The 14316-nt window shown below is 40.5% G+C and carries 13 protein-coding genes, 1 pseudogene and 2 riboswitches; of the genes and pseudogenes, 8 read left to right on the top strand and 6 right to left on the bottom strand.

What is annotated here, in order from left to right; all coding sequences use genetic code 11:
- On the top strand, positions 1-93 hold a 93-nt coding region (locus RH89_RS30485; protein WP_139063226.1), incomplete at its 5' end, for a helix-turn-helix domain-containing protein.
- Between the two features lie 96 nt (positions 94-189).
- On the opposite strand, the gene RH89_RS04575 is transcribed toward RH89_RS30485, so the two are convergent.
- Positions 190-642 (bottom strand): hypothetical protein, encoded by a 453-nt coding sequence (locus RH89_RS04575; RefSeq protein WP_004399681.1) that lies wholly within the window; start codon positions 640-642, stop codon positions 190-192.
- 1236 nt (positions 643-1878) lie between these two features.
- Here RH89_RS04575 and RH89_RS04565 point away from each other — a divergent pair.
- The 6 genes and pseudogenes from RH89_RS04565 to RH89_RS04540 all read left to right on the top strand — a co-directional run.
- A pseudogene (locus RH89_RS04565) lies at positions 1879-2727 on the top strand (nucleotide kinase domain-containing protein); the annotation flags it as partial.
- Between the two features lie 9 nt (positions 2728-2736).
- On the top strand, positions 2737-3726 hold the full coding sequence (locus RH89_RS04560) for a thymidylate synthase (RefSeq protein ID WP_004399678.1): 990 nt from the start codon (positions 2737-2739) through the stop codon (positions 3724-3726).
- A gap of 1 nt (position 3727) precedes the next feature.
- Positions 3728-4201: a TIR domain-containing protein gene (locus RH89_RS04555; protein ID WP_004399677.1), complete on the top strand. Its 474-nt coding sequence runs from the start codon at positions 3728-3730 to the stop codon at positions 4199-4201.
- Positions 4201-4836, top strand: a complete 636-nt coding sequence (locus tag RH89_RS04550; protein WP_004399674.1) for an Nmad2 family putative nucleotide modification protein — start codon at positions 4201-4203, stop codon at positions 4834-4836. Before RH89_RS04555 ends, RH89_RS04550 begins: the two co-directional genes overlap by 1 nt.
- Entirely contained in the window at positions 4837-6795 is a 1959-nt protein-coding gene (locus RH89_RS04545; RefSeq protein WP_004399673.1) for a TIR domain-containing protein, read from the top strand.
- Positions 6779-7378: a dTMP kinase gene (locus RH89_RS04540; protein WP_004399670.1), complete on the top strand. Its 600-nt coding sequence runs from the start codon at positions 6779-6781 to the stop codon at positions 7376-7378. The genes RH89_RS04545 and RH89_RS04540 overlap by 17 nt, the downstream gene beginning before the upstream one ends.
- A 37-nt stretch (positions 7379-7415) precedes the next feature.
- Here RH89_RS04540 and RH89_RS04535 read toward each other — a convergent pair whose 3' ends face one another.
- Positions 7416-8897, bottom strand: coding sequence for a carboxypeptidase M32 (locus RH89_RS04535; RefSeq protein ID WP_004399669.1), 1482 nt, complete (start codon positions 8895-8897; stop codon positions 7416-7418).
- A gap of 183 nt (positions 8898-9080) precedes the next feature.
- On the opposite strand from RH89_RS04535, the gene RH89_RS04530 reads away from it, so the two are divergent.
- Complete coding sequence (locus RH89_RS04530; protein WP_004399668.1) at positions 9081-9713, top strand: LysE family translocator; 633 nt, start codon at positions 9081-9083, stop codon at positions 9711-9713.
- On the opposite strand, the gene RH89_RS04525 is transcribed toward RH89_RS04530, so the two are convergent.
- The 4 genes from RH89_RS04525 to RH89_RS04510 form a co-directional block, all read right to left on the bottom strand.
- On the bottom strand, positions 9710-10618 hold the full coding sequence (locus RH89_RS04525; RefSeq protein WP_004399667.1) for an alpha/beta fold hydrolase: 909 nt from the start codon (positions 10616-10618) through the stop codon (positions 9710-9712). The two genes, RH89_RS04530 and RH89_RS04525, sit on opposite strands and share 4 nt — an antisense overlap.
- Positions 10619-10763: 145 nt before the next feature.
- Complete coding sequence (locus RH89_RS04520; protein ID WP_004399664.1) at positions 10764-12140, bottom strand: alanine/glycine:cation symporter family protein; 1377 nt, start codon at positions 12138-12140, stop codon at positions 10764-10766.
- Between the two features lie 116 nt (positions 12141-12256).
- Positions 12257-12336, bottom strand: a riboswitch (glycine riboswitch).
- Positions 12337-12338: 2 nt separating this feature from the next.
- Positions 12339-12423: riboswitch (glycine riboswitch) on the bottom strand.
- 146 nt (positions 12424-12569) lie between these two features.
- Positions 12570-13094: an ankyrin repeat domain-containing protein gene (locus RH89_RS04515; RefSeq protein ID WP_022589152.1), complete on the bottom strand. Its 525-nt coding sequence runs from the start codon at positions 13092-13094 to the stop codon at positions 12570-12572.
- A 211-nt stretch (positions 13095-13305) separates the two neighbouring features.
- A partial coding sequence (locus RH89_RS04510) for a TRAP transporter large permease (protein ID WP_004399659.1) occupies positions 13306-14316 on the bottom strand: 1011 nt, incomplete at its 5' end.

The raw sequence follows: 14316 nt of genomic DNA, 5'->3' as shown, positions 1-14316 counted from the left end.
AACGTTGGTTACACCAACCGATCCAACTTCAACCGGCTGTTTAAGAAATACAAAGGTATGTCGCCTACTCAATATCGGCAGAGGTTTAGGTGAGGGGGGGGGTGAGATCAGATAAAAATGATATGTCGCGATTAAAAATACCAGCCGATTGAGTAGCTGGCATTTTTTTGATGTCAAAGTTCTCCAACGTTATTCAGTTGCCTCGGTAGGCATCAACCCAAGACTTTCGATTGTCTTTCTACCATTGAATGGCTGATTAAACTGAGTTCTTAATTTTACGATTTTTTCTATATCCAGATCTTGAATGTACTTAAATCCGCTGGATGGCGTGTAAAGATTAATGAATGGCTTTTGAGCTGGTATTGGTAGCTTCTTGACTTCACTCAACACACTGTTTAAAGCTGGTCGCTGACAGTTTTCTGTATTCTCAATCCAGAGAAAAGTAATTACATCTCTTTTGTCGTCAATACTTAGCGACTCAAAGTATTCATTCTTTGGGAATTCGGGCGTATTGGACTGCTCTAAGGTAGAGCAAAAACCGACCACACTATCAGCAATAGCAATAGCTTTATCTAAACTCTGATTAGCCATTGTACTACTAGAAATTAATGCTAATAGCAGCAGTTTATTTATTCGTAGCATCAGAAACACACCTCCAAAAATCACCCTCTCTACCGCTCTTTCGCCACGTCATTGGCTCTGCCACGAGCCTAATTCTGTTACGGGTAATTGCATTTGTTTTCATTAAGACATTACCAAACTCTACCCAATCGTACGCAGCGATACTAATCAGTTTTCCTGCTGTCTTACCCTTGTCAAGAAATAGGTCTAGTAGAGGAATTGTACCCATTACAAGCAATGCGTAATTACTTTGCTCTAGGATAAACTTGATATCATCAACTGCTTTTAAGCTTTCTCGTGACAACATAAGATTGTTGATATTGCACTTACCTATCGTAGCCATACTGAACCTCAAATATTAATTCTATGAGGAAATATGCACTAAATTTAGTATCGAATCTGAGAAAACATTCGATTTTTCATTAATCTAGCTAGATTTTTGGTGTGATGTCACGTTTCGATTTAACGCCCTAAAAGTAATCCCAGTATCTTCTAAACCGCTGTAATGATCGACTACAACAAGATTGTCACCGCGAGCTAGCCTGTATGTGTTGGTGATGGAGAACTAAATTATATTATCAAAATAACAATCATCTGTGGTAATTACCAAATTTCAAACACTATTTTATCTGATTGTTTTTCCCTAGCAGTTGATAATTTTAATATATGTTGAAGTTATCGGTTGGATGTAATTTTATTGATGTACATCCTTCACCAATAGACTATCGAATTATATGTTAGTGAATTTACACCTTGTACACACTTTATTCTAAGTGTAGAAACAATACTAAAATCATTTGATAACAAAATACTGAAATTGACCCTTTAAAAATTTTAATTCCAGCTTCTAGGACTTGAAACACTTTAGTGGACCAGCCAAAGATAGCATTTACTAAACATACCTCAAATTCATGATGTTACGCTTGTAAGTTTATGGTGGATTCAACCTTTATTGACTGTTTTAAGGGTTAATCATGGGTAAGGCTACAAGTGCGATTACGCTTCGTGCTACATGTAAAGGATACATTGAGTACTTGTTCTTTTGTCACAATTTTAATATGGGTGCATACCAATTGTTTGCATATTATAGGATTAGGTATTAACGTGAGCTACCCTATAAGTCCTTTGTAGCAGCGGGTCAGGAGTCATAGTGAAAATTAGGAAAGAAGCTTATAAATACTATTTCTACTTTATGAGCAAAAGAATGAAGATTTTTTGGGATAGGTACTATGGCTTGAAAAAACAGAATCGCTTACGACTGACCCGATCCTTGAAACCTACAAGTTTACTAATGTCTACCGCAGTGCAGACAGAGTATCACAATACCTGATAAAAAATGTCATATATTCCGGAAGTTATTCGGAAGAAGACATTTTGCTACGAGTTATACTATTTAAAATATTTAACCGCATTGATACGTGGGAATATATAGAAAATAGGCTGGGGAAGATTGGCGCATCTAATTTTCATGCGAGAGAAATAGCAGATTTGCTATCAGAAAGAATAAAGCATCAACCAATATTTAGTGCTGCATACCTAATGACTGGTAGCCACTCTAGATACAATGATGGCTTTAGATATAAGCACGAGAAATGGCTTTCTATGCTAGAAAATGAAATAATGTCACGTAGGTCTATCTCCAAAGTATTGAACAGTAAGTCTCTCGATGGATTATTCCATGAGCTATCAAGTAAAAGCTTTATTGGACCATTTCTTGCCTACCAGTACGCCATTGATCTTAATTACTCAGAAGTTTTTAACTTTGATGAGGACTCTTTTGTTAAGGCTGGGATTGGGGCAAAGAGAGGAATAAATAAGTGCTTTTATGATTTAAAAAATTACACTTACGAAGACGCTATAAGATATACAAGGGATAATTATATCAAATATCTTCAAAAACATTCCTTGGACTTTGTAAACTTGTTTGGCAGAGAACCTACCTTAATAGATTTCCAAAATTGCTTCTGTGAAACAGATAAATATTTAAGAGTTAAGATGCCTGAGCTTTCGATGGGTAATAAAAGAATTAAACAGAAATTTAAGATAAATAACCATAAAATTGAATTTTTCTTCCCCCCCAAGTGGAAACTTTCAAATGTTGTATAGAGGTTTTAAATGCATTCTGAAACTTACTTTAGTATCGATGAGCTTCTAGTCAAGACTTCCAAAATTCTCCTAGAAGAAGCTAAACCACGTGAAACTCGTGGATTTACGTGTTATGAGTTAACTGAACCAATTATCATTAAACTTCTGGAACCCACATCTAGAATTGTAAATATAAGTGAAAGAAAGTGGCCGTTACACATTGGTTATGCAGAATCGTTATGGATTGCGAATGGTAGAAATGACCTTGACTTCATGTCTGAATACTTACCGAAATTGAGTGACTTTTCTGACGATAAAAAGTATATACGTGCTGGTTATGGACCAAGATTGAGACGCTACAATAGTTTAGAAACAGACTATGAGTTTAATAGTAATTTTAATGAACAGAATGAAATTGGGACTGATCAACTTAGGTACGTGATCGAATGCCTTTCTTCCGAAAAGTTTTCAAGAAGAGCTGTTATCGAATTCGGAGACCCCATAAAAGACAATTTTAAAAATAATTTAGTTAAAGAAACAAAAGATTTTCCTTGTACAAGAACGATTCATTTTATGATAAATAGTAATAATGAACTAGATGCTCATGTACATATGCGCTCTAACGACTTTATATGGGGTATGACTGGAGTTAATATTTTTAATTTTACTTTTATGCAAGAATATATATCTAAGATTATTAATGTAAAAATGGGTTCTTATTATCATGTTGCTAATAATCTTCATTATTATGACTATCATTATTATTTGTTGAAAAAGTTATCCAAGTCGAGCTTTGTATGTGATAAGTATGAATATGTAAATGATATAAAATCATATGATGTTTTTAGTGAAAAACTTAAACAATTATCCGATTGGGAAAAATCTTTGAGGCTTGGCCAATGTGATTCTGTTGTTGACCTCGAGTCTGATTTTATAAACGATTGGCAGAAAGTATTGTATCAACACTTGACAGGAAATAAGCAGGAATTTGTGAACAGACTTTTAAATAAAAAGGTTTAGTATGGATAAAGAAAGCAAGAATGTATTTATAAGTCACTACGGTAAAGATGATGATAGTGTTCAAGGATTAAAAAAGTTGTTGTCTGACAACGGCTATACGCTCAAGAATAGCTCAATAGATAGTACTAAACCAAATGAGGCGAATAATGATGATTATATAAAGTCTCTTCTCAGGAAAAAGATGAATTGGGCAGGTTCAGCGATAGTTCTTATTGGTCCAGAAACTCATACAAGGGACTGGGTAAACTGGGAGATCGATCTGGCTCATCGTTTGGGCAAACCAATAATTGGTGTTTTTATGCGTGGGGCAAAAGATTCGGACGTACCAGATAGTTTTGAAAAATATGGCGATGCATTAGTTGGTTGGAAGTCTGACAAAATTATTGATGCACTAAATGGTAACTATAATGAATGGACCAACTCATCTGGTCAGCCGTGGGAAAGCAAATTCAACTCTAAGAGAGAGGTTTGCTAATGGGAAATAAGTATTTTTCTTATGTTATTCCACGTGATTATGGGTTTGCTCCCAATCCTTTTGGACACGAGTGTACGCTAGCTACATGTAAACCAAATATCCGTAAGTCTGCGCGAGTCGGAGACTGGATCTTTGGAACAAGCTCTACGGCTGGTGGGGTTGAACCAAGGTTAGTCTTTGCAATGAAAGTTACAAGAACAACGAATTTCAATGACTACTATCACGATTCAAACTACCAATATAAAAAGCCAGTGATGAACGGCAGTCTCAAGAAGATGTATGGAGATAATATTTATCATAAAGAAACGGATGATAGTAACAAAATTATTTGGAATCAAGACGATTCACATCATAGTAACCCAGATGGTTCTCCGAATCCGCTAAACATTGACAGGGATACAGGGATAACTGATAAGGTTCTGATTTCTGATGAGTTTTACTATTTTGGAGATAATGGTTTTGATATTCCAAGTGAACTTGTAGGTCTGGTCTGTAAGAGAGGTCCAGGGCATAGGTTTGTATCTGTAGAACATGCCAGTAAGCTGCTTAGCAAAATCAAGAATAAGTGTGATCAGGGTATTAATGGTGACCCAATCATGTTCAGAAATGAATTTCAAAGGTACGATGGTAAGTAGATGTCAAAGTTGTTTGGTCAAATTTTCTTTGTATGGCACCCGAACGATGATTCACGGGTGAGACCTTATTATGACTATTTCTTAAAGAATCTTAGCCGTGATGTTTTAAGACCTATGTCTCGAGCTATTAATTTTCCGGTTTTTTATAGAACATCCACTAATAGCGCTATACCCCTTCCGATAGAAGAAGCTAACGAAAAGAGCATAGTTTTATGTTTTTCAAGTGTGTCGGTAGTGGGGAGTGAGGACTGGAGAGATTACTATCAGCAATTGAACTCGGGGAAATCATGGGTAATTCCGATTGCTCTGGATAAAAATTTATCATTTAACTTAGGTGGTTGGTACTCGGATATAAACTTCATTAGAGAATACGAATTCGATAATGAAATTAAAAATACTGAGTTTTTGGTTGCAGCATGCCAAGCTATATTGAAAAAAGTAAATCAGAAAAAATCTGAAAGTGGAGACGAAGCTACAATTAATTTATTTCTTAGTCATGCAAAAAATGATTCATGGGCACTTGATATAGCGAAATCTCTTAAGAATATAATTGACAATACGTCGTTAGACAACTTTTTTGATACGACTAATATTCATGCTAGCTTTAGTTTTCCCAGTGAAATAAAAAGAGGAATTGAAAAGTCGACGCTTATATCGATTCAATCAGACAGTTATTCTTCTAGATATTGGTGCCAGAAAGAAATTCACTATGCAAAAGAAGTTAATGTCCCTATAGTAGTAGTAAGTTCGCTCAAGCTTGGTGAGGATAGAGTTTTTCCTTATTCTTCTAATGTTCCATCAATTAACATAAGCAATAGCTTTTCTCTGTCAAATAAAGATGCTTTTAATATAATTGAATCAGCATTATTAGAAACGCTGAAGCTTAGTTTTAATGAAAGAGTTCTTTCTAAATATGATGATGACAACACATATGTTTTGACAAGACCGCCAGAACCTTTCGATTTAAAGTGTATACATAGATCGGGTAAAAACGTAAACAAAATACTGTACCCAGACCCTCCCGTCTACGAGTTTGAACGAAAGCTGTTTGAAGACTTTGGAATAGATGTTGTAACCCCGCTAACAAACAATGACCTTGACCTAACTAATATTAGGCTTGGACTTAGTATTTCAGAGCCCAATGAAGAAGACATGTTTAAACTTGGTCTACTTCCCGAGCACTTTAAACAATTATCCCAAGCTATTGCTCAACATGTTTTGTATAAAAACGGCATTTTAGTTTATGGTGGGGATTTAAGGCCAGATGGCCATACTAAATATATATTTGATGAAGCGAATATAGTAAAAGACAGAATGAATAGTGGTAAAGTAAGTCTTATAAATTATCTTGCTTGGCCTATATACCTAAATAGCAACGACCAACTACTTAGATGGAAAGCCAAGTACCACGATATTGCCAGCATAATTGATGTTCCACTACCAGACTCATTCCTAACTGATACCGAGACAAATAGATATGAGTCTGACTGTTCTGTGTCACGACAGCTATGGGCGAAAAGCTTGACGAATATGAGGACTATTTTAGCTAATAATAGTGATGCTAGGGTATTTGTTGCTGGAAAGTGTTCTGGTTATAACGGATGTTTTCCGGGAGTGTTAGAAGAAATATCAATTTCACTGAGAGAGTCTAAACCTATTTACCTATTGGGCGGGTTTGGTGGTGTGGCTAAGCGAGTGTGTGACTTAGTTGAATTCAATGAAACGCCAAAAGAGTTTACTTTTGATTGGCAATCTAGACACAACCAACTCAATGGTGTTGTAACTAGCAAGGATTGGACTGAAATGACCAATAGCCTATTGAAATTGAACATGAGTGAAATATCTAGTTTAAATGGCTTGTCGGAAGAGGAAAATGCTGAGCTCTTTCATACCTTGGACTGTAATAGAGCAATTGAATTAATATTTAGGGGAATCGGCTCTTTTGAAAGAAAAAAATAAATTAATAGTACTAGAAGGAGCCGACGGCTCTGGTAAAACAACGATTGCACAACTTTTGCAAGATTCTATGAAGGCTGAGTTATTAGTTCAACCAAATGGGTCTAATAGTTTGTCCTTTTTAAGACGATTGCTAAAGTCTGGAACGACAGAGTTTGATTCTTTTGCGCGTCAATTACTTCATACATGCAGTCATTTGGTTGATTTTTATGAGCTTATTAAGCCACTTGATAATAGCCTAATCATGGACCGAAGCTATATTTCAGCACTTGTATATGGCGCAGCTCAAGGTGAAAGTGCAACAAATTTAAAAATACTAAAGGATATTCATAAATCTGTTTACGGTGACTTGAGCAAAAAATACGATGTGTACATTATTATTTTAGACCGTGGTGCGAGAAAGCATGTAAAAGATAGCAGTTACTATGAGTCAAAAATTGATCTTGATTATGTTGAGAGTAGTTATAGAAACATAAATAGGTCAAACGATTATTACTTTGGAAGCGATGAAAAAATTTACCATGTGAAAACTTGTGGTGATACCAAAGCTTCTTATGACCAGTTGATGCAACTTGTCTTTTACTGAATAGAAAGCAGTGCGTTTAAGCACTGCTCTATTGGTTTTATAAATATCGATTTATTAGATGTTCTTTGAAATGCTTAGGGTTGAGTGTCTCGCCTGTACAATTCTTGACGAGATCGTCAGTGGCTAACAGGCTGCCTTTACTCCAAATATTGTCAGATAGCCAAGTAAAGATTGGACTTAAATCTCCACTTCGTATTGCACTATCAACATCAATAGACGGCCTTATTGTCGACATAAACTGCGCTGCATACATGGCACCTAGTGTGTAGCTTGGGAAGTAACCGAAGCTGCCGTCTGTCCAGTGAATGTCTTGCATACAGCCATTGGTGAAGTTACCGCGTGTATCTAAGCCTAGGTAAGCTTGCATTTTCTCTGCCCAAAGCTCTGGTACGTCGGTGTGCTTGATCTTACCGTTCATCAAATCGCGTTCGATTTCGTAACGAAGAATCACGTGAGCAGGGTAGGTCAATTCATCGGCATCCACTCGGATAAAGCCTTTTTCAACGCGAGTGTATAGCTTATGGAAGTTCTCTGCCGAGAAAGACGCGTCTTCACTGCGTTGGAATTGCTGGCGTGCTTTGTCTGCCAAAATCTGGATGAAAGGTGTGCTGCGACCAATCTGCATTTCAAAGAACAGAGATTGTGACTCATGGATCCCCATAGAACGCGCTTCACCTACAGGTAAGCCTGCAAATTTCTTAGGTAAACCTTGCTCGTAGCGCGCGTGACCCGTTTCGTGCACGGTGCCCATCATTGATTGGATAAAGTCGTTTTCATCGTAGCGAGTGGTCAGGCGAACATCGGTTGGAACACCACCACAGAAAGGGTGGACACTTTCATCAAGACGACCGTGATTAAAATCGAACTGCAACAGTTTCATGACATCCAAGCCCAGTGCCTTTTGGTCTGCTGCGCTGAATGTGCCCGTAGGCAGAATCATCTCTTCTTTGGCTTGCTTGTCGATGACCTGGTTGATCAACTCAGGTAGCCAGCTTTTCACATCGCTGAACACCGTTTCTAGGGCCTCTGTTGATACGCCAGGTTCGTAAAGGTCGAGCATCGCATCGTAAGGTGTTTTCCCCGTTGCTTCTGCGCGGATTTGCGCTTCTTCCTTAGAAAGCTTAACCACTTCAGCCCAGTTCTTTTCAAAGCCTTCCCAGTCGTTGTCTCCACGTTGGGTACGCCATGCGTGTTCACACTTAGAACCTGCGAGTGATTGCGCTTCAACCAGATCGTCTGGCAGCACGGTTTTTTGTTGCCAGATGCGTTTCATTTCCGCAAGGCTGGCTTTTTCATCAGAACTCAAAGACTCAGATTCAGCTTTGTCGAACCACTCCGCCAGTTCTGGTTTGGTAGAAAGTTGGTGCAGGTGTACAGAAAGCTCAGCCAACGCTTCAGAACGGGCTTCGTTACCACCAGAAGGCATCACAGCGGCGGCGTCCCAGCTACAGATCGCATCAAGGTGTTCAAAGCGAGATATTTTTTGGCAATGTTTTACCAATCTATTGTAGTAACTCATGGTTTTCCTTGTTACATGGTTGGTGTTTTGACGGAGCCAACTATACCAAGCCTCGCGCATAATCGCATGGAACAAAATCGTAAATATTTTTTGTCCTGTGACCTGAGCCAAGCCGCTCAAAATTTGGGACTGAGGGTGATTTGGGGTATAAATTCACATTGAGCGAATTGATATGGAAATACGATGCAAATCCTGAATATTGAAGCTTTTTTAATTGCAATTACCATTCTGACCTTAACACCAGGCTTAGACACTGCACTGGTGATCAGAAACACCACAAGGGCAGGGAGCCAACATGGTTTTCTTACCAGCTTCGGGATTTGCTGTGGTTTGTTTGTTCATGCGACGTTTTCTGCCATCGGAATTTCCGCCATTTTATTGCAGTCGGCAGAGTGGTTTATGGCGTTGAAGATGGTCGGAGCGGCGTATCTGATATGGTTGGGCATCAGTTCGATTCACGCATTGTTTGGATCGCATGGGAATACCATGACAGATGCAGATAAGACAGGTGATGTATCCAGCTTAATTGCACTAAGAGAAGGATTTCTTTCCAACGTGCTTAACCCCAAAACGGCGGTGTTTTACCTTGCATTCCTGCCTCAGTTTATCGACCCGCAAGGCAGCGCACTGGCTCAATCCATGTTGATGGCGACAATTCACTTTGTGATTGCCATGGTGTGGCAGGGCGGGTTAGTAGTAATGGTCAATAAAGCCAAACAACTGCTGAAAAGCGAAAGCTTCTTAAAAATAATAGAAGGCGCCACAGGGCTGGTGTTGATTGGCTTGGGTGTTAAATTGCTGGTCGACGAGCGTTAGCGCTGGCGATCAAGTAAAAAATCTACCACCAGTTGATTGATGCAGTCGGTGTGGGTCAGCAGCAAATCGTGACCTGCACCTTCCAAAGTCTGTACCTCTATTTTCTCATTTAATGCTTTAATTCGTGATTCGGCTTCTCTGGAAGAATAAATAACGTCATCTTCTGCCAGAATTACTTTGGTCGGTATGTCTAAGGTTTTTATTTCCATGTTGTTTAAAGGTTCTGCTTTAGGTAACGCTTTAGGATTAATGGGAATAAAACTTCTTGATGATATGTCAAAGTCTTGTATAACCGATGAAAATAACTCAGGGTTTTGATTGAATAAATTTTTAAATACCCATTTGAAATAACGATTTCGAACAAATTTAAATGGGAAAATATGCATTAGCATGCTTCGAAATTGATACCTGTTGTCCAAAGGGAGAATAGAACCTGCGGGCGCAACCAGTATCATCTTATCAATCGATTCTTGTCTTTGTTTCGCGTAGTGGCTAGCAAGCCAACCCCCATAACTTGAGCCCAGTATCTGAATAGGGGCGGTAATGCCTAAACCCTTGAGTAATCCGTCTATCCATTTAGCTGCATCATGCTCATTTTTAATGGAGTTTTCTGGAATACTCTTCCCTAAGCATCCAAGGTTAATCAGTCCATCAATGGCATAGGTACGGAAGTACTTGGAAAGCGTTTCAATATTCAATAACCATTGCAAAGAACAAGTTCCAGCCCCATGAAATAGAATCAATGGAGGTGCGTTTTTATCTCCGTTAATTCGAACATTGGTGATCCCAAAATCGGTTTTTATTTTAATTTCTTCATAAGGCTTTGACCAATATATTAACTGGGATTGGTAATAGTTTAAATATTCTTCTTTGTGCTGTTGGCTTTTAAATGGGAAGTGGTTCATAAGCTATTCTCCTAGAGTGTTTAGAGAATAAGCTAAAGAAATATTTTTATAAGATCTAAATAAATTATAAAATTATTTTTATAATTGATATTTTTTATGAAAATAAAAAGCCCGGATTTTATGCGGGCTATCAATGGTTACTTTATTAGTTTTGATGTTTTGCCACTAATTGTGAAGGCTCTGCAACTTTTTCAAAGAAGAGTCGGGTTTCTTCTACGACAACGTGTCGCAAAGCAATCAGACCGATCAGGTTAGGAATAGCCATCAAGCCATTCACGATGTCGGCAATCAGCCAAATCATATCCAGCTTCAGGAAGGCACCAGATGCCACCAGTAAAACAAACACAATCTTATATGGCAGAACCGCCTTGGTACCCATTAGGTACACCACGCAGCGTTCGCCGTAGTAGTTCCAGCCCAAAATCGTCGTGAATGCAAAGAAGATAAGCCCGACGGAAACCAGCATCGGACCAAAGGTTTCTGAGCTTAGCCCCATTGCGAAAGCGGAGGTCGTCATTTCTGCACCCGCCAAATCCCCTTGCCACGCCCCCGTCAGAATCAGAGTTAGACCCGTCATGGTGCAAATGATAATGGTGTCGAAGAAGGTGCCCGTCATCGAAATCAGCCCCTGCTTCACACAAGAATCGGTTTTCGCGGCTGCTGCTGCAATAGGGGCGCTTCCCAGACCAGATTCATTCGAGAACACGCCTCGTGCTATACCGGATTGAATCGCCAGCATAATGCTTGCACCCAAGAAACCGCCAGTGGCAGCCGTGTTGGTAAAGGCAGAGCTCAGTACAAGCTGAATGGCAGGAATGACTTGGTCGGCATTCATTGCCAGCACACTCGCGCACGCGCTAATGTAGAGCAGAGCCATTGTCGGGACGACTTTACCTGCGACGCGCGCAATGGACTGAATACCTCCAAGCGTGACGAAAGCAACAAGAAGGGTTAGGACAACGGCAGAAATTTCACGTGGTAAGCCAAATGAAAGCTGTGTGGCATCCAATATCGCGTTAACTTGCGGAAAAGTGCCGATACCAAAACACGCCACACCCAACGCAAAGATCGCGAACAGAGACGCCAGCCACTTAGATCCAACACCGTCTCGCAGATAGTACATAGGACCGCCGACCATCTGACCTTTACTGTCCTTCTGGCGGTACTTCACAGCAAGCAAGCACTCTGCGTATTTGGTTGCCATTCCAAACAGAGCAGCAAGCCACATCCAGAAAAGTGCGCCCGGTCCACCCAATTTGATTGCGGTTGCGACACCCACAATGTTACCGGTGCCGATAGTCGCGGAAAGGGCAGTGCACAAAGCAGCAAAGCTGGATACATCCCCATTGCCAGAAGACGGATCTTTGCCAAACACCATTTTCAGTGCTTTCGGTAAGTGGCGGAACTGAATCAGGTTCAGTTTGAATGTAAAGTAAGCGCCTGTTCCCACCAGCAGTAAAAGCAGTGGCGGTCCCCAGACCAGATTATCAATGGTAAGTAAAATAGAATGCAGTTCTTGCATGATTTCCCCTTAATTACAACAACATAAGGAGAAGAGAGAAAGGAGGTTTCTACAAAAGCAGATCCCAGAAAACGGATGATTTTCCCAGTAATGGGTTAAAAATGTTGCCTTTCACTCCTCTGTCCTTTTGCCTGAGAGTTTCACTTCTTTCGAAGCTTGCTCCTTCGGCGACCGATTTAACGGTTCTCTCCAGAGGTTCCTCCAACGACAGTCCACTTTGCCTGAAATAATTAATTCTTCGGCGGACATACACTAGGGTATGTCTCTCTCCTGTTCATCTTCACTGGAACAAAAGTCTTTCGACTTTAAGCTGCGCATCGTACAAAAAGAAAGGGGGATTGTCAGCAGTGAAAAATCTGTTTGCTTAATTGATGAGCAATGCAAACGATTGGATGGGCTAATGATTTTTTAGGGGAACCAGTGATGCCCTCAAGATCCTGAATAAATGATCGGGGAGTTTAGGATCAGTTCTCTCATGTGCTGGCGATTGTGCGTTGGATGTTCTAGATACATGGCGTTTAAAAAAGCCAGTACATCCTCACCAGTTTGCTCATAAACAATATTCAAGTCAGCGCCATTTCTGACCAGCCAGTTAAACCCTTCCAGGTCGTCTTGCAAAATTGTGCTGTGGATAGGGGGCATATTTAGACCATCCGTCGGGTTTGGCTGATTGATATCTACCCCTGATGAGATGAGCTGCTTGGCGATCAAGAACCGTGTTTCTGTATTTGCGCTTAATATCGGGCTAATGCCGTATCCTCTTTGCACAATGTCTTTCAGCTCAGAAGATACGCCGAAAACGTAGAAATATTGGTAGCAGCCTTTTTCGCTTAGCAAGCTGACATCTGCCCCTAAGGCACAGAGCATTAGCCTTTCTTCAGAAACAGAGAATTTAAAAGTAGTAGCGATAACAACAGAGCAGAACAATGCTGTAGCCAGGATTCTCTTCAACATTCAATGACCATAGATTGGGTAGGTTCTAAATGAATTCGGTTAGTGCGAGATACTGCAAATATGCACTTTGCTCTGCAATCGAAATCATGGTTTCGGGTGGAATGTTACGATGCACTCTTTCTTTCAATGTAACTGATAGAAGCCATTTGCAATTTAGAGACAACAGAGGGTCACGAGCCAGCCTCCACAGGGGAGGCTGACAGTTTGAAAATTATCCGTAGGCGACACTCGGGAACCACAAGACGAGCTGCGGCCATATAACCAAACAGATAAGAGCGATAAGCTGAATCACGATAAAAGGGATAACGCCGCGATAAATGTCCCTGAGTGCAACGCCATCTGGGCAGACGCCTTTTAAATAGAACAACGCGAACCCAACTGGAGGCGTCAGGAAACTGGTTTGCAAAGCCATGGCAACCAGCATAACAAACCACACCAAACTAGGGTTGTCGACCACACCATGCCCATCTAACTCAATGCCTAAGCTTGAAATGACCGGAGCCAGTAAAGGCAACGCAATCAAGGTGATCTCAATCCAGTCCAAGAAGAAGCCAAGCAAAAACACAATCATCAGGATAAAGGCGATGATTCCGTATGGCCCAAAGGGCAGACCGCTCAGGAATGATTCGATGAGTTCGTCTCCCCCCAGCTCTCTCAATACCAAAGCGAAGCAGGAAGCTCCCAGAAAAATCATAAAGATGTAAGCGGTGGTGCCATAGGAAGCGAGAAGCACTTCTTTCAATACTTTCGGATTCAGTTTCCTATTGTAGGCCGCGAGCAATGTTGCCCCCAGAGCACCAATGCCTGACGCTTCTGTAGGGGTGGCGACGCCGGCAAAGATGGAACCTAGTACGCACAATATCAACACCACCGTTGGAGTGATGTCTTTGAAAACCTGCAAGATCAAACTCCAGTCAACAGGCTCAACATCGTTAGGGACGGGGGCTTTATCTGGCGTTACTTTTCCAACAAACAGGATATAAAGTATGTACAGGCTACCCAGTAATAATCCGGGCATGATAGCGCCCATAAACAGGTCGCCAACAGAAAGCCCAAGCTGATCCGCCATGATCACAAGCATGATAGAAGGCGGCAGTAAGATTCCCAGTGTGCCAGCGGAAGCTACAGTGCCAAGCGCGAGAGGCAGGTGATAGCCTTGCCGCATCATACTGGGCAGCGACATCACGGTAAGCAGCACAACCGATGCACCAATAATGCCTGT

Source organism: Vibrio nigripulchritudo ATCC 27043, from assembly GCF_000222685.1.
Taxonomy (GTDB): Bacteria; Pseudomonadota; Gammaproteobacteria; order Enterobacterales; family Vibrionaceae; genus Vibrio; species Vibrio nigripulchritudo.
The sequence above is the reverse complement of the archived record's forward strand: the minus strand, read 5'-3'. Positions and strand labels throughout refer to the sequence as shown.